The sequence below is a fragment of the Vibrio sp. C8 genome (genome assembly GCF_054051265.1).
In genome coordinates this window covers 370,538-387,901 of record NZ_JBPAOE010000022.1, presented here as the reverse complement: position 1 = coordinate 387,901, position 17,364 = coordinate 370,538, and the positions used below count along the sequence as shown (strand labels likewise).

14 protein-coding genes are annotated in these 17,364 nt (G+C 44.5%); 12 read left to right on the top strand and 2 right to left on the bottom strand.

Features of this window, described 5'->3' with window-relative positions; translation table 11 throughout:
- The 9 genes from cyoE to ACRQQK_RS13025 all read left to right on the top strand — a co-directional run bounded on the left by cyoE (position 1) and on the right by ACRQQK_RS13025 (position 8,748).
- A complete protein-coding gene (gene cyoE / locus ACRQQK_RS13065; RefSeq protein ID WP_457512041.1) occupies positions 1–867 on the top strand; it encodes a heme o synthase in 867 nt (288 codons plus the stop codon).
- A 240-nt stretch (positions 868–1,107) separates the two neighbouring features.
- The gene (gene yhfZ / locus ACRQQK_RS13060; RefSeq protein WP_457512378.1) at positions 1,108–1,998 is read left to right on the top strand and encodes a GntR family transcriptional regulator YhfZ; all 891 of its coding nucleotides are present in this window, start codon (positions 1,108–1,110) and stop codon (positions 1,996–1,998) included.
- Positions 1,999–2,023: 25 nt separating this feature from the next.
- Positions 2,024–2,401 (top strand): hypothetical protein, encoded by a 378-nt coding sequence (locus ACRQQK_RS13055; protein ID WP_457512039.1) that lies wholly within the window; start codon positions 2,024–2,026, stop codon positions 2,399–2,401.
- Positions 2,395–3,273, top strand: coding sequence for a phosphotriesterase family protein (locus ACRQQK_RS13050; RefSeq protein ID WP_457512037.1), 879 nt, complete (start codon positions 2,395–2,397; stop codon positions 3,271–3,273). Before ACRQQK_RS13055 ends, ACRQQK_RS13050 begins: the two co-directional genes overlap by 7 nt.
- An 8-nt stretch (positions 3,274–3,281) precedes the next feature.
- On the top strand, positions 3,282–3,641 hold the full coding sequence (locus ACRQQK_RS13045; RefSeq protein ID WP_457512035.1) for a DUF2620 domain-containing protein: 360 nt from the start codon (positions 3,282–3,284) through the stop codon (positions 3,639–3,641).
- Between the two features lie 9 nt (positions 3,642–3,650).
- Positions 3,651–4,952, top strand: coding sequence for a YhfT family protein (locus tag ACRQQK_RS13040; protein ID WP_457512033.1), 1,302 nt, complete (start codon positions 3,651–3,653; stop codon positions 4,950–4,952).
- Between the two features lie 69 nt (positions 4,953–5,021).
- Positions 5,022–6,191 carry a YhfX family PLP-dependent enzyme gene (locus tag ACRQQK_RS13035; RefSeq protein ID WP_457512031.1) on the top strand — a complete coding sequence of 390 codons (1,170 nt, stop codon included), beginning with the start codon at positions 5,022–5,024 and terminating at the stop codon, positions 6,189–6,191.
- A complete protein-coding gene (locus ACRQQK_RS13030) occupies positions 6,184–7,419 on the top strand; it encodes a phosphopentomutase (RefSeq protein ID WP_457512029.1) in 1,236 nt (411 codons plus the stop codon). Before ACRQQK_RS13035 ends, ACRQQK_RS13030 begins: the two co-directional genes overlap by 8 nt.
- A gap of 444 nt (positions 7,420–7,863) precedes the next feature.
- Positions 7,864–8,748 (top strand): GGDEF domain-containing protein, encoded by an 885-nt coding sequence (locus ACRQQK_RS13025; RefSeq protein WP_457512027.1) that lies wholly within the window; start codon positions 7,864–7,866, stop codon positions 8,746–8,748.
- Positions 8,749–8,904: 156 nt separating this feature from the next.
- Here ACRQQK_RS13025 and ACRQQK_RS13020 read toward each other — a convergent pair whose 3' ends face one another.
- Positions 8,905–9,855 (bottom strand): LysR family transcriptional regulator, encoded by a 951-nt coding sequence (locus tag ACRQQK_RS13020; RefSeq protein WP_457512025.1) that lies wholly within the window; start codon positions 9,853–9,855, stop codon positions 8,905–8,907.
- Positions 9,856–9,989: 134 nt separating this feature from the next.
- On the opposite strand from ACRQQK_RS13020, the gene ACRQQK_RS13015 reads away from it, so the two are divergent.
- The gene (locus ACRQQK_RS13015) at positions 9,990–10,937 is read left to right on the top strand and encodes a sodium-dependent bicarbonate transport family permease (protein WP_457512023.1); all 948 of its coding nucleotides are present in this window, start codon (positions 9,990–9,992) and stop codon (positions 10,935–10,937) included.
- Between the two features lie 220 nt (positions 10,938–11,157).
- Positions 11,158–11,514, top strand: coding sequence for a YibL family ribosome-associated protein (locus ACRQQK_RS13010; protein ID WP_457512021.1), 357 nt, complete (start codon positions 11,158–11,160; stop codon positions 11,512–11,514).
- A gap of 58 nt (positions 11,515–11,572) precedes the next feature.
- On the opposite strand, the gene malT is transcribed toward ACRQQK_RS13010, so the two are convergent.
- Positions 11,573–14,281, bottom strand: a complete 2,709-nt coding sequence (malT, locus tag ACRQQK_RS13005) for an HTH-type transcriptional regulator MalT (protein ID WP_457512019.1) — start codon at positions 14,279–14,281, stop codon at positions 11,573–11,575.
- Positions 14,282–14,812: 531 nt separating this feature from the next.
- Here malT and ACRQQK_RS13000 point away from each other — a divergent pair.
- The gene (locus ACRQQK_RS13000) at positions 14,813–17,266 is read left to right on the top strand and encodes a glycogen/starch/alpha-glucan phosphorylase (RefSeq protein WP_457512017.1); all 2,454 of its coding nucleotides are present in this window, start codon (positions 14,813–14,815) and stop codon (positions 17,264–17,266) included.
- Positions 17,267–17,364 lie beyond the last annotated feature (98 nt).

Sequence of the window (17,364 nt, the reverse complement as noted above, 5' to 3'; positions counted from 1 at the left end):
ATGATCAGAGGTTACCTATCAATCACTAAGCCGGGGATTATCATCGGCAACTTGATCTCTGTCGCTGCGGGGTATTTCCTCGCAGCTAAATCAGAAGCTGCGGATGGATTATTACTGTTGTGCTCATTAGCGGGTGTGGCAATGGTGATCGCATCAGGCTGCGTAGTGAACAATATTTTCGATCGCGATATCGATTTGAAAATGGACAGAACACGTGGCCGTTTATTGGCTCAGGGTGACATCAACATTGATCATGCGTTCGTGTTTGCCATTGTACTGTTGCTAGCGGGAACCGCCTTGCTTTATAGCATGGCAAATCCTCTATCAGCTGTGGTGGTGCTATTGGGTTACGTGTTCTACGTATTCTTTTACACCATGTGGTACAAACGCAACTCAGTGTATGGAACTCTGGTCGGCAGCGTCTCTGGGGCAGTACCACCTTTGGTTGGCTACCTAGCGGTGACAAACTACATCAGCTTGGAAGCGGTACTGCTGTTTGCCTTGTTCTGTTTATGGCAAATGCCGCATTCTTACGCGATTGCAATGTTTCGTATGCAAGATTACAAAATAGCGGGCATCCCTGTGTTGCCTGTGGTGTCTGGTATCGAAAAGGCTCGTAAACACATGATTGCGTATGTGGTTGCGTTCAACCTTGTGGCATTAGCCCTGTTCCTGCTTGGAAATGGTGGTTATGAATACTTGGTTGTCGCTGCAGGCGTATGTTTCATGTGGACACAAGTGACCTTCAAAAAGGTCACTGAAGAAAACTATGTTGAATGGTCAAAAGCGGTATTCAAAGTATCGCTACTGGTTGTCATGGGCATCAGTACTGTACTGGGTATAGAGCTAATTCCACTCTCAATTTAAGTTTTCCTATTTAGAAAACCCGTCACAAGCTCAAAGGCACCTTTTTTAGGTGCCTTTTCTTTTGGTTAGAAATTTTATCAACCATCTGAAATTAAAGGTTTAATTTTTTAATAAGTTAGTGATGGTTGTTTAATAAACAAGTTTTTACTGACCTAATTCACACTTTTATCTCCTTGTTATATCTAAATTGAAAATTGCTCACTAATATATCTTCAAAATATTGAAGATATATTAGTGACTATGCAATACATTAGCCGAGAAGGTTCTGCCGTAATTAATGTTGCCAAGTATTTATTGTCAACACGCGTCGGCGATAGGGTAAAAACCATCGATGCTTTATCCACAGAGTATGGCGTTTCAATTGGATTTATTCAGAAGGCACTGACCACGATTGAAGAGCATGAAGCGGTGCACCTTCGTCGCCAAGGGCGCAATGGAACAATTATCGAGTCGCTGAATGAATCAAAACTTGTTCAGCTTGCAGGTATTGTTCACATGGTGTGCGCAATGCCACTTCCGTATACCAAGCATTACGAAGGGCTCGCGAGTGGTATTAAGGCACAAATGAATACACTGCCAGTGTTTTTTGCTCATATGCGCGGAGCGAATGTTCGTGCGGAGTGCCTGAAGTCTGGAACGTATGATATTGCGATTATGTCTCGCCTAGCTGCGAATGAATACGCTGATGGGCTAGTAACAGCATTAGATTTGGGGCCTAATTCTTACTCAAACCCTCACCGACTGATTTTCCGTCAGGGGGAGTATGAACAAATCCGAAGAGTAGGCGTCGACTTTGATTCTCCAGACCAAAAAGTACTCACAGAGTTGGCGTTTGCGGGCAAAGATATTGAGTTAGTTGAGATTCGATACAGTGAAGGTATCAACCTTCTGAAAAATAAAGCGATTGATGCTGTGGTGTGGCTGCCGGAAGCAACGGACATGGTGCAACTTAAGCTAGAAGAGAAATCGTTAGATCAGTTTGAAGAGTGCCAGCATGCGTCTGAAGCTGTGATGTTAGTGAACAACGACAGTCCACATATACGGATATTATTGCGTAAGTTGCTAAATATACATGGACTTCGACAGCATCAACAAGCTGTGATCGACGGAGAGATTTTCCCCAATTATTAGATATTAGACCCTAGGTGGTATCCCTATGGAACAGAGATTATTACTGCTAAAACAGAGCGATGTGATCAGCGAACAGAGCTATCAAGCCACGTTAAAAGCTCTGCCGTTGTTAGAGGCTAGATTTGGCGTTGATGAAGACAATCAGCAATACCAAATGCTCGTGACTCATATGGCAAGAGCCGCGGACAGAGTACTCAACGATGAACAAGTTGAGGAATGTCTTGATGATGAAGTTTGGCTGGATATCGAGCAAGACGAACAGTTCAGTGAATTGCTAGAGCTCAATTCTCAATTATTGGCACTGTATGGCATTGATGAAGCTAATCAGGCGGAAACCCGTTTTTTGATCAGTAATTTGTTTGCATTAAGTTATGCAGCTCAAGATGAGGCGCAGTTATGTTGATCGATCCTACTGGTTACACCTATTGCCATGAACATCTTCACATTGATCTTTCTGCGGTAAAGCAGGAGTTGGATTGTCGCCTCGATCACTATGAAAAAATAGCTGACGAAATGCGTGAACTGAAACAGTTGGGTGTCTCTAACATCATTGAGGTAACCAACTCTTTTATGGGAAGAAATCCTCAATTTATTGAAGATTTAATCAAGGACAGCGGTATTAATGTCTTACTTTCAACCGGTTACTACATAGAAGGCTTTTTCCCTCCAGAGGTTGAGAATGAAACAGCACAACAATTAGCCAATCGAATGATTACAGAACTGGAGGTCGGGCTAGGTGAAAGCCAGCTTAAAGCCAGTGTGATTGGCGAAGTGGGGAGCAGTGAAAACACCTTTACTCCTCTTGAACAAAAAGTGTTTGAGGCCGCAGTGATTGCGCATAAAGAAACGGGAAGGCCGATATCGACCCATCAGTCGATGAGCACAATGGGGCGTGAGCAAGTCACCTTCTTCCTTAAACACCAAGTGAATTTAGAACGAGTCACGATCGGACATTGTGACTTGAAAAGTAACTTAACAGAGATCTTATGGATGATTGATCAAGGCTGCTATGTGCAGTTCGACACCATAGGTAAGAACAGTTACTTCCCCGATGAACAACGGATAGCCATGCTGGTGGAATTATCAAAGCGTGGCCTCCTAGAGCGAGTGATGCTCTCGATGGACATTACTCGCCGCTCTCACTTAAAAGCCAACGGTGGCCTTGGCTTCAGTTACTTGATTACTGATTTTTTACCAAGGCTTCGTGACGCTGGTATTAGTGAGAATGAAATAGACATCATGATGAAACAAAACCCATACCAATTATTCAAATAGGCACGATTATGAAAAGAATCGGAATAGCAGGACTTCAACGTGAACAAATAAAGCAACAAATAGAGCAAGTTGCTCCCGGACAATTTGAACTTCATATCCTCAATGACATGGATGCGGCGATGAAGGTTAAAGCTGGGCAACTTGATTACTACATTGGTTGCTGTAATACCGGTGCAGGAGCAGCATTATCGATTGCGATAGCCATTATCGGTTACAACAAAAGCTGCACCATTGCCAAACCATCTATTCAGGCAAAACAAGCGGAAGTGACCCGTTTTATTGAAGAAGGGCGCGTCGCTTTCGGCCTTTCCGTTGAGCATGTTGAACATGCCATCCCTATGTTGACTCAGTCGTTGCTCGAGGCGTAAGGAACGAATATGGATATCATGAACTTAGGACTCGTTGCGCTGTTATGTGCCACGACAGCACTAGTCGCAAATATGAGTGCGGCTGTTTTTCACGACGGCATTCGTCCAATTTTACCTCAGTTGTTCGAAGGCAACATGACACGCCGCGATGCAGGTTCGGTTGCATTCGGTTTATCGATTGGTTTTGTGGCTTCAGTAGGCATCTCTTTTACTCTTTCTACTGGCCTACTGAACCCTTGGTTACTGTTTTTACCGACTGACATTATCGGTGTCATGATTGGTAGCCGCATCCTTGCAGCTGTTGGCGGCGCTGTATGGGGAATTCTTGTTGTTACGTCATTAACCGCGGTGAATACGGTTCTGACAGGGCTACCGATTGATGCGCTAGGTGCTTTGGGTGAGCTGGGCACGCCGGTGATGTCGGCTTTTGCACTGTTCCCTTTGCTGGCTATTTTTTATCAATTTGGCTGGAAAGCAGGAGCGGTCGCCGCGGCGGTGGTTCTTCTCTCTCGACTTCTAATTATGAAGTACACAGGTATCTATCCAGAGTCTATCCAGATTTTCGTGGGTATGGTGATGCTGATTTTAACTGCGATCCGTAAAGACTTGAGTGATAGAAGTAATGGCATTAGTCCACCGGATATGTCTGGTATGCACAGCATTTTCGATGAGCGCACAAAACGTATTGTGAAGCATCTGCCTTTCCTCGCATTCACAGGGGCCCTTATTGCTGCGGTTTCAAATGCTGGCATATTCGCAGGCTCTGAAGTGTCTATCTACTCACTTGCAGAAGCGTACAAGATTACCGACCCGGCGGAACAGGATGCTGCACTCCAGCAGGTCGCATTGTCTGAGTTTATGCGCGGGCTTGGTTTTATTCCATTGATTGCTACAACGGCGTTAGCGACGGGTGTATACGGCGTAGTCGGTATGACCTTTGTGTTTGTGGTGGGCTACTTGTCTCCCAACATCGCTGTGGCAGCCGCTTTAGGTGCCGTAACAATCTGCTTAGAAGTGTTCCTACTTCGTAGTGTTGGTCGAGTTCTGGAGCAATTCCCATCCATTCGTAACGCGTCAGACAACATTCGAAATTCAATGAATACACTGATGGAATTTGCGCTGTTGATCGGTGGTGTACTTGCGGTGATGAAGATGGGATCGACAACCGGTTTGACCATTTTCGCCATGCTCTACTTCTTGAATGAAGTGATGGGACGTCCTGTTCTCAAGATTGCGGCTCCAGCAGTGGCGGCGATTTTCACCGGTATCATTCTCAACCTGCTGTATGTAGTCGGACTGTTTGCCGTCTAGTTGTTTTTCAGTGTCAGTCTAATCCCCCTTTCAATTTGGGCTGACACTCTTTTCAGTCGGAATATCGTTATGTTTGTTAACGCTTTACAGAAGCATAATCCTGCTTTGATTGATGCAGCATTGTGTTTACACGCAGAGGGAAAAGTTCTACCGGATAGCTACATCATAGACTTAGACACCTTTGTCGATAATGCGAAAAAGATTAAAGCAGAAGCAGATCAACACGGAATCGCGCTTTATGCCATGACCAAACAATTTGGTCGCAACCCATTCCTTGCCCGTTTATTGGTTGAAGAGATCGGTTATCAAGGCATTGTGTGCGTGGATTACAAAGAAGCACGATTGTTTTCTCGTCACGGCATCAAAATAGCCAATGTTGGTCATCTGGTTCAGCCACCTCAGGCAATGCTGACGCAATTAATGCGTGATGTTCAGCCAGATGTGGTGACTGTGGTGACGATGGAAAAAGCCATCGCATTATCACAAGCCGCAATCAAGGCTAACCGCGTTCAGAAAGTGCTATTGAAGTTCTATGATGCGGAAGATGTGTTTTACACCAATCAGGAAACTGGATTTCCTTTGGCTGAGTTACCGTCTGTGGTTGCCGAAATAGAGAATTTACCTGGTATTCGTATTGCGGGAATAACGCATTTCCCTTGCTTATTAGCGGATAAAGAGCAAGTGATGCCTACACTGAATGCACATACCGTCGCAACCGCGGCTCAACAGTGCAGAGATTTAGGGATTGAGGTAGAGCAACTTAACTTACCTTCAATGACCTGTTGCTCTTCCATGGCAACGCTTTCTCAGCTAGGAGCAACTCATGGTGAACCCGGTCATGCACTAACCGGAACAACGCCAATGCATCAATTTGAGCAACCTCAGCCAGAAACAATTGCGATGCTGTACTTGAGTGAAGTGTCGCATCATCATCAAGGAAAGAGTTATTGCTTCGGTGGTGGCTATTATCGACGTGGCCATATGGAAAACGCTCTGATTTGGCCGCAGGTGGGAGAATCCGCCGTTCAGTGCCAAGTGCATAATGATAATCAAGCCAGTATTGACTACCACTTGCGTCTATCAGGCGTCGCTCCTGTTGGTACACCCGTAGTCATGGCGTTTCGAACTCAGGTTTTTGTTACCCGAAGCGATGTAGTCATTGTTGCTGGAATACATCATGGCCAGCCTAGAGTGATTGGTGTTTGGGATTCACTAGGTAATGAGGTGGAACATGGCTAGATTTATCGTCGTTGTGCTTGATGGCTTTGGTGTGGGAGAAATGCCTGATGTGGCTATGGTCAGGCCGTTTGATTGCGGTGCAAACACAGCAGCCAAGCTATTGAATCATTTCCCCTTAAAGCGTTTACCTACGCTAGAAAAGCTTGGGCTAATTAATCTGGTTCCCGGAACCGGCAGCGTTATGACTCCAAGCTCAACGGCGAACTTTGGTATGGCTCAACTTGCCCATTTTGGCGGCGATACCTTTATGGGCCATCAAGAGATCATGGGGACGCTGCCGCAAAAGCCTCTTGAAGCGCCTTTCCAACAAGTTATCACTCAAATTGAGGATGCGCTTTCGACAGCAGATATCAAACATCAAAGAGTTTGGCGTGATGATCTCGCCGCGCTGGTGGTCGAAGACGCTGTTTTTATTGGTGATAATTTAGAAGCGGATTTGGGGCAGGTGTATAACCTCTGTGCCAACTTTGATCAGATAAGTTTTGAAAGAGTAAAACAGATCGCTGAAGTCGTCCGTAGCGCTAATGAAGCTGGGCGTAATATTGTTTTCGGTGGACATGTCGGCAGTTTTGCGCAGATAACCGATGCAATAGAAACGCGCAATGATCCAAGTGGAACTCCGGCATTTATCGGCACTAACACGCCAGATACTGGGGTATATGAGCACGGGTTTGAAGTGGTTCACCTCGGTTACGGTGTGGATCGGTTTACTCAGGTGCCTCATTTGCTGAAGCAGCGGAATGTTTATACTTGGTTGTATGGAAAAGTAGCAGACATCGTGCAAAACCCGGAGGGGACATCTTATTGTTCAGTGGTGGATACCGATAAATTGTTCTCTCTGTTAGTTGATGATCTCAGCCGTTTTGATGACGGCTTCTTTTGTCTCAATGTTCAAGAAACGGATTTGTCTGGCCATCAACAGGATCCGCGTCAATATTGGAGAGTGCTGGAACGAGCAGACCGAGGCATCAATAAAGTGCTCGAAATGATCAATGCAGAAGATGTACTTGTCGTTATGGCGGACCATGGCAATGACCCATTTATTGGCCATAGCCGACATACTCGGGAGCAAGTGCCGTTGATGCTGGCTAAGCAGGGGATAGAAGGGCGATATTTAGGTTTGCGCAGCTCTCTTTCGGATGTGGGTGCCAGTGTTACAGAGTTCTTTGGTGCAAACTCCCCTCAAAGCGGGTGTTCATTTATCAATGTGTTGGAGAATAATTCATAAATCCGTCATTTTGGAGAAGAGATAACATTGATTGGCGATCGTATTGTTGAAACTTTCTTAGCGTAAACGTTCGGTCTGGATTTTTCATTTTAATTAGGTTTTGGAATGAGACTAAATCACTAAATTTGGTGTGGTTACTGAACGCTGTTAAGATATCGGTATCACAGCACTTACCTTAATATACATATGCCGGAAATTGCCACAGTAAGCTTCTACACCCACTATTTTTATTTAGTGGTATTTCTTATCAATCTTGCTTTTGTGTTTTTAAGCCAACAGGTTTTCAATACTGCTCTAAATAAGCGATACGTTGGATATTTCATCGGCTTCTTTGTCATTAATATTGTGTCGTGGGTGAATTTATGGTTGATAGAAACGAGTCTGTTACCATTTACATTACATATTAATGCGGTCATTTATATTTTGACTCATTGGTGTGTATTCATGGCATTGAATGCCTTGTCTCATCACCCTAGATTGATCAAGTGGGTTAGTGTCTTCTCTGCAGCAGGCATTGCATTCGTTTTTATGATCAATAGGCAAATTAGCTTCTATGACTTTGTTTCCTTATATTCATTGCCTATAGATATAGCTGCTTTATATGTGATTAAAAGTATTGATAGGGACGTCAATCATAAAGAGCGAGATATAGGACTTATCCTAATTACCCTTGCTATTGTGTTGGAATTTTTATCAGCACTGGTAGAGTTATTTGGTGGCTGGTGGATTGCGGAACAAATTCTCGAGTATCGGTTGCCCATATTAAGTGGGACGGTTGGTTTCTTCTTAGTTGGACTTGGTTTCATAACCTCAATTCTTACTCAAGACAAACTTCGGATAATCAGTCAATCACAAACAGATCCTCTTACGAATGTCTTAAATCGCAGAGGACTTGAAGCGCACGTTCAATCTTTGCTTTTTAAACGGCAAGATATATCGCTACTTCTTTTGGATATCGATTACTTTAAGAACATTAATGATCGATATGGTCATGACTTTGGCGATTTTGTGTTAAAAGCTTTTAGTGAGCTGATTAGCCAGAATATTCGTCAGGATGACTTGTTCTCTCGTATTGGTGGTGAAGAGTTTGTTTTGATATTGCCGCAAACAAAGCCTGAATTTGCTATTAGAGTTGCGGAAGACTTGAGACAAAAAATTGAACAAAGTGAATTTGAATTCCAGCAGCAAACACTTGGCATTACTTGTAGCTTCGGTATTGCTTTCTGTACTCAACATTTTGATTTTAATCTAATGGTTAAGCAGGCGGATATGGCGCTATATCATGCTAAAAATAACGGGCGCAATAAGGTCGAGGTTTACCAAGAGTGATGTGTTTTTTACATAGAGCCTATCATAACAGCTATGCTATACACCGCCTCCAAATTTTATGTAAGGACTAAACCATGAGCCTTAAGAACACGACATTCAACAACTAAACAATCGTATCGATACTTGCCGTCAGGTTTTTTTGAAGCTTTAGCGAAGTCAAACTAACTTGCTGAGCATCTCTTCTAAACCTTTCCTCGCCCATTTTTTTCCTAAGTAAGTTTCAAGGTGCTGTTCTGCAAAACGCAAGAAACCGAGAGCTGTCGGAGCAAGATGCCGATCGTTACGAGCAATAAAGTACCAGTGGCTTTCAATAGGAAAATCCTCAACATCTAAAGCGACGATACTTTGGTCATGTGCAGGAAGCACATGGCTGGACAATACCGCTAATCCCATACCAGAACTGACGCCCACTCGAATCGCTTCATTACTGGCCATTTGCAAGCTACTGGACAACGTCATCCCGTGTGTTTGCAACCAGCTTTCAAACAACATACGTGTTGCCGAACCTTGCTCACGTAACAAAAATCGTTGTTGTTTCAGATCGGAAAAGGAAATTTTACCTTGTCGTGCCAAGGGGTGGTCTGCGGGAGCAACCAGAGTTAATGGGTTTAGCAAAAATCGTCCAGCAAACGCATGTTCAAGTGAAGGAGGATGACTAAATACATATAAATCATCCTGACCCTGTTCAAAGCGTCGTAAAACTTGCTCTCGGTTTCCAATTTCTACTTTGATATCGACGGCGGGAAATCGCTGACTAAATGGCCCGAGAAGGCGAGGCAATATGTATTGCGCGGTACTAACCATAGCAATACTAAAGTGACCACTTTGCCCTGCTTGAACTGAATCTAGGTATTGATTGAAGTCATTGAAATTGCTTAAGGTTTGTTGACAAACACGATACAACTCCTGCCCGGTATCGGTCGCCACAACTTTGTTGTTTTCCAAAGTGTATAAGGGGTCATCTATCGCTTCCCGCAGTCGCTTAAGCTGCAGGGAAACAGTGGGTTGAGTGAGGTGCAGACGTTTAGCACTCTCACTGATAGAGCCAGTTTGAATGACATCCACGTAAACCTGCAATAAACGAAAAGTAAGGTGACGAATGTTCATGATTGATTTTTTACTATTGATAATTATCTATGGATGGTTATCAATATTTTTATTTCTGTCAATGATAAATCTCCCCTATTATCCCGCCCAGAATGAAAACTGTAATAAAACAACACCGAACAAAAGGAAGATAAATGCCAGATATCGTTGTAATGTTTTTTGTGTTGGGCCTATTTGCCGGTTTAGTCCGTTCAGATCTGACCATCCCTAAAGCTATGTATGAGATGTTAAGTTTATTGCTGATGCTGACCATTGGCCTTAAGGGCGGGATGGCTCTCCATGGCAATTTGAGCTGGGGAATCGTACCTGAAATGGCTGCGGTAGTGATGATTGGTGCTCTGATTCCATTAAGCTTTTTCCCAATTTTACGAAAAATTATTGGCTTAAGTTTGGCAGACAGCGCCAGTATCGCTGCTCATTATGGCTCTGTGAGTGCCGGTACTTTTGCCGTCGCCTTAGCGTACACACAAGCGCAACAGCTTGTTGTTGGCGCCGAAGTGACTCTGTATTTGGTCATGATGGAGCTTCCAGCTATCATCGTTGGCTTGTTGCTATACCGTCGTCACAGCTCTGCGTTACCGAATGCTAAGCCTGTTTCTATTGGTGCGCTTTGGCATGAAGCATTAACCAACAAAGGCGTTATATTGCTGGTGGGTGGAGTGATTATCGGTCTAATGTATGGCAGTACAGAAGGCGCTCCGGTAACCGATTTACTAATGGGCGGTTTTAAAGCGGTGCTGGCTCTATTCCTATTAGAAATGGGCATTACGGCTGCGCATACACTTAGACCTTTACCTGTTCATCAATGGCGATTGATGGTATTTGCACTCTGCGCTCCACTGTGTTTAGGTGCAATAGGCGTGGTGATTGGCGGTCTTCTCGGCTTAAGCGAAGGGTCGATAGTGATACTTGCCAGCTTAACCGCCAGTGCGTCCTACATTGCGGCTCCTGCTGCGATTAAAGCGGCAATACCGGAAGCAAACATTGGTCTTGCGATGCTGAGTTCTCTGGGTTTGACATTCCCATTCAACGTCTTGCTGGGAATCGGCTTGTATCATCAACTTGTGCCGATATTAACCTAGAGGTCTTGGTTTAATAATCTTGTTTCACCTCAGTGCTGATGTTTGTTCTTCACTGAGGTGAATTGAGTGTCTGTAACCACAAGGTCGATATTCATACCTTGATACTTTATGCCCAAGGAAGTGAATAAGTAGCAACGAATTGATTCGCTATAAATTCCACATGTCCTACAGAAGCAGCTATGCTATACTCCGCCTCCAAATTTTATGTAAGGACTAAACCATGAGTCTGAAGAACGACATTCAACAACTGAACAATCGCATCGATACTTGCCATCACAAGTTGGATGCAGCCAAGACTCGCGGCGATAGTGCGATGATCACTAAATTTACCGATGACATCGATAGACTGACTAAGCAGCTAAAAAGCTTGAAGCACAAAGCTGAGTACGATCTGAATAAAGAGCGTAAAGAGTTATCGGACATGGCTTTCTCTCGTGAAATCACGAAAGAAGAGCAAGCGGATTTAGGCAAGCTTAAGAAGAAAGTAAAAGGCTTAGTGGTTGTTCACCCAATGACGAAAATTGGTAAAGCCATGCGTGTTGAAGTGATGACTGGTTTCGCGCCAAAACCTTTCTAACTTTTAGAAAGAATATAAAAAGAGCCAGCATTTGCTGGCTCTTTGCGTTTTACATGAATCAATACCCCATCAACTGCAACAGATTCTCTGCGGTGTGAACCGCTTCTTTGCGGTTGGCAATATTGAGTTTCTGATACAGATTGCGAATGTGAGTTTTGATGGTTGTTCCTGCCACATCCAACTCCTGTGCAATTTGTTCATTGCTGAAACCGGAATAGATCAAACCTAACACTTGCCATTCACGTTGGGTTAGCGGGCTAGTACGTACTAACTCCGGAATATTTGGGTGATTGATCAGTTTCTCTACGAACTCTTCATCAAAATGAACCGACCGGCTGCGTTGGGTCGTAGAAATCTCTTTCATTAACTGTTGCGCACGGTGGCGTTCTAAATCGCCCAGCTCACCGCGTTGAATCAGTTTCTCTAACACATGACCCACTTTGGCACCGTCGATCAGAAAGTTGCCAATCATACCGGTTTGGTTAGTGAGTGCTAACGCTTGCTTCAGCTTATCCCGTGCTTCCTCTTCTTTGCCAAGAGTAGTTGCCAGAATCGACTCAACAATCAGATTACGGTTGATATCGGTAATTAACTGATACTTCTTCGCTTCTTCTTGCATGAATTCCAACGTTTGTTGGGCTTCTTCCATCATGTCTAAGTTAATTTGAGCACGGGCAATGTTGCGCCATTGCAGTTGCGAAAAGTGGTTACACGCTCTCTCTGGGCGAATAGAAGTATTCAGCCAATTCTGAATCGAATCCATATCACCGCGAGCTTGCCAGTAAAGTAGCAATGAAAGCGATGCGTTCGCCGTCCAGTCAACATGGTAACTAGATTGCTTCATCAGGTGCAGAATCTGCTCAATGAAGCGGCTCGCTTTGTCTAGTTCACCACGGCCAACTGAGATACGCGCCAACATAGAATAACTGTGCAGATGTTTGCTTGGTGAGTGATTGCCGAGAACGTCCAAACCTTTGTAGGCGCACTCTTCGGCTTCATCCAAACGGTTCCAACACCAGAGAATTTGTGCTCGTACTCGTAACAAAAATTCATGCAACGGAAGCTGGTGAAGTTGATGTTCTTCAATCAGTTTGAATGCATTATCCTGAACCTCATAAGCGGCTTGAACATAACCTTGAGCAATCAGAATCTCGCTTTGCTGCAATAATGCCCAAAGCGCCTGATGATAAACCTGATACTGGCGAGCCAATTTCTCGGTCTGCTGCATCATAGGTAGAGCACGGCTGAGTTGACCTAATACGTGGTTAACTTCACCCACAACGGACGTTGCTACAATTCGGCTGCGATAGATGGTGTTATCGAGCTGGCTTAACGCCAATTCAGCGAGCTCTAAAGCTTTTTCCGGCTCGTTTTGGTTAATCGCAACCTGAGCGCGTAATGCGTTGAATTCACCTTGCTCTTTGCTCGACAATTCCACATTAAGCTTTGCCATCTCTTCATCAGCTTTCGAAAGCAGGGCACCGACATCGTTGTATCTGTGCTGACTTTGAGCGAGCCAAGCTTGAAGCATGCAGAGCTTAGGTTCGCTATAAAGCTGATTAGAAGAAAGCTGGTTGATTGAAGACTCCAACATCTCCAATTCGCCTTGGTTGAACATGCTCCAGCCGTGTTTGCTTAAAATAGTGGCGAGTAAATCGGTATCCTGAGCGATTTTGGCATGACGCAAAGCTTGGTGCGGGTTAGACATTTCTAACCAAGCCAGTGAAGCTTCGCGGTGTAAATCGTGCTCTTGCTGTGGAATGCGCGCTAGACGCTGGTGAGCAAGGAATTCACCAAACAAATTGTGGAAGCGATACCAGTTGTGTTCGCCTTCTAACGGGTAGATAAACAAGCCAAAACGGTTAAGCGATTCAATCATGCTTAACGCATCGTCACGCTTGGTCAGTGCGGTGACTAAAGAATCGTTGAAATGTTCCAATACTGAACACTGCATAAGGAATTGACGAGTTTCGTTGTCGAGAAGGTCAAATACTTCTTCAACCAAGTAATCCCACAAATGTGCGTGATTGAAGTGAGAAACGGACTCCACGCTTTGTTCCAGCGTTCGTTTTTGATATTGCGCTTGCAGCGCAATAAGTTGCAACGCTGAAGGCCAGCCTTCCACGTAATCACGTAAGCTGTTTGCTGTAGAGTCGTCTACGCCGTCGGTAACTCGCTGATTAAAGAAACGGGTGGTTTCTTCGGTGTCGAATGCCAGCAGTTCGTTACCAATTTCAATCATTAAATCGCGTACACGAAGGTTAGCCGTGCCCAAAGGTGGAGCTGCACGGCTGGTTACCACTAAGGTCATGTTGTCTGGCATATGTTTGATGAAAAAGCGCATCGCTTCATGTATTTCGTCATCAGACAGAAGATGATAGTCATCCAGCACCACATAGCACTCTTGATGGTAGTGCGCCATTTCGGTGAACACTTCACTAAACAGTGAATGAATCGAAGAGAACTGACGCTTTTCCGCCAGTTTTTGCGCATTCGGGCAACTTTGATCCGTTGCTTTATTGATCGCTTGTAGAAAATAGTTCAAGAAACGGAAAGGATCATTGTCACTATCGTCAATGCTGTACCAACCAACATGAGGTTTATCGGCAAGCCACTGAGCAGCCATGGTGGTTTTTCCATAGCCTGCAGGGGAGCGAAATAGCACTAGCTTATAGCAAGTGGCGTTATGCAAAATGTCCAGCACTCTTGGGCGAACAATGGCGTTGTGTAGACGCCCAGGGCGCGTCAGTTTAGAAGGTATCCACATTCTTGATTTCCCTTCGATCAAATAGTAGGAGGTGAAAACAGAGATCTCTGTCACTTTTATGGCAACGATGTTACTTGAAGTTTTTCACTACGTTTATTGATCCTTTTCTCGAATTTCGCACTATTCACATTCTTAAGCTGACTACGCCCCTAATTTGTGATTTAGATCAAGAAAATTCTAGGGGTATCCGATTTTTTGGTTGGTGGGTTGTACGAAATTTTATGTAATTTGAGTAAAAACGATAATTTTAGTGTGACGAAGTATACATTATGAGCAAAAGGTTCACTGCTTGAATATCCTAGCTGTTTAAACCCCGTCTAAGGTTATTGAGGCAGTCGTTGTGATCTCAATCACTCAGAATCTCGAGTATTGGACAATCAATGAGAGATTGATCACTCCGACTTAAGTGCTACACCCTCTACGCCCTCACTCCTCCTCCTAAACTCATGACAACTTGGGAGGATGTTTACATTTTGTTGTACGGGCAGGATATGGCACAGATGAATTAGAACTGATAAGAGAGATTTCTCGATGAAACCTACGCAACAGAAAACGTTTGATAAAGTAGCGTTCCAAGCGAACGTAAAGCGTAATCTTACCGCGACATACGCGACCACAGTTGAACATGCTTCTAGCCGCTCTTGGTATTTGGCTATGGGTCATGCTCTAGCAGAATTAACAACGTTCGACATGCTTGAAACAGAGCAAGACGAACGTATCGTCAATGCGAAAAGCTTGAACTACCTATCTCTTGAGTTCCTGATTGGTCGTTTGACAGGTAATAACTTGATTAGCATGGGCCTTTATGAACAGGTTTCTGAGGCGATGGCGGAATTAGGCCAAAACTTAACGGATTTGTTGGAAGAAGAGCGCGACCCTTCATTGGGTAACGGTGGCCTTGGTCGTCTTGCTGCGTGTTTCATGGATTCATGTGCTGCTCAAGAATACCCAACAGTAGGTTACGGTCTTCACTACGAATATGGCTTATTCAAACAGTCTTTTGAGCAAGGTCATCAGAAAGAAGCGCCAGATGCTTGGTGTGGTATCGAAGGTTACCCTTGGGAAATCGCACGCCCTGAACTGAAACAAGAAATCGGTTTCTACGGCCACGTTGAAGTGACCCATGAAAACGGTAAAGAAGTACGTAAATGGGTTCCGGGCATGTTAGTGCAAGCGATGCCTTGGGATTTACCAATTGTGGGCTACCAAAGCGATACTGTTTATCCACTGCGCCTTTGGGAATGTCGTGCCATTGCACCATTTTCACTAGAGAGCTTTAACAACGGTAACTACTTCGAAGCTCAGCACTCACTGATTGATGCGGGCAACATTACTAAAGTGCTTTACCCGAACGACAACCATGAGAAAGGTAAAACACTGCGTCTGATGCAGCAGTACTTCCACAGTGCGGCATCGGTACGTGACATTCTTCGTCGTCATGAAGGTGCTGGTTTTACGCTGGAAGACTTACCGAAGAAAGAGACTATTCAGCTTAACGACACTCACCCAACCATCGCAATTCCTGAATTGATGCGTATTTTGGTGGATGAGCGCGGTCTATCTTGGGAAGCAGCTTGGAACATCTGTTCTAAGACATTCGCTTACACCAACCACACCTTGTTGCCAGAAGCATTGGAAACTTGGAGCGAGTCTTTGATTCAGCGACTACTTCCTCGTCATATGGAAATCATTTACGAAATCAACCATCGCTTTATGCAGGAAGTTCGTGCGAAATGGCCTGGTGATGTTTCTAAACAACAGAAACTGTCAATTATTGAAGAAGGCTTCCATCGCATGGTGCGTATGGCAAACCTTTGTGTAGTAGGTTCTTACGCTGTAAACGGTGTTGCCGCTCTGCACTCAGAGTTAGTAAAACGTGACCTGTTCCCTGAGTTCAACGAGTTGTATCCGAGTCGTCTACAGAATGTTACCAACGGTATTACTCCTCGTCGTTGGTTGAAATTCTGTAACCCAGCTCTGTCTGCATTGATTACTGAGAAAATTGGTGACCAGTGGCCAGCACATCTCGATCAACTAGAGTCGATTTCTCAGTACGCAGGTGATGCGAAGTTCCAGAAGAAGTTTATGGCTGTGAAGAAAGAGAACAAACAGCGTCTAGCTGATTGGGTAAAAGAGAACATGGGTATCGAACTTGATACCAATGCGATCTTTGACGTTCAAATCAAGCGTCTGCATGAGTACAAACGTCAACATCTAAACATGCTGCACATTCTTTCTCTGTACCACCGCATCATCAACGATCCATCTTTTGATGTGCATCCTCGTGTGGTGTTCTTCGCAGCGAAAGCAGCGCCAGGTTACCACCTAGCGAAAGAGATCATCTACGCAATCAACAAGATTGCAGAGAAAGTGAATAACGATCCACGTATCGGTAACAAACTGAAAGTGGTCTTCATTCCTGATTACCGTGTAAGCATGGCGGAGATCATCATCCCTGCTGCTGACGTGTCTGAGCAAATCTCTACCGCAGGTAAAGAAGCATCAGGTACTGGCAACATGAAGATGGCGTTAAACGGTGCACTAACAATCGGTACGATGGACGGTGCAAACGTTGAGATTCGTGAAGAAGTGGGTGATGACAATATATACATCTTCGGTCTGGATGTGGATGGCGTAGAGTCAATGAAAGCAAACGGTTACAACCCTTATGACTACTACAATGCGGATCCATTACTGAAAGCTTCAATGGAACTGTTGATGTCAGATGAGTTCACTCCAGGTGAGCCAGCGAAGCTTCGCGCTACTTACGACAGCTTGCTTGATGGTGGCGACCCTTATCTTGTTCTTGCAGATTTCGCATCGTATGTGAAAGCGCATGAAGATATGGATAAGCAGTACCGTGATCAGGCGGGGTGGGCGAAGAAAGCAATATTGAACACCGCATTGGTGGGCAAGTTCAGCTCAGATCGCAGTATTCGCGATTACGTGAATAATATTTGGCAGCTTGAAACAGTGAAACGTTAATAGCAAAACCAAACAGCCAAGGCGAAAGCCTTGGCTGAATGGCTTATAACGCTTAACGAACATATGTTACAGAATGAATAAAAGTCAAAACGACAAAG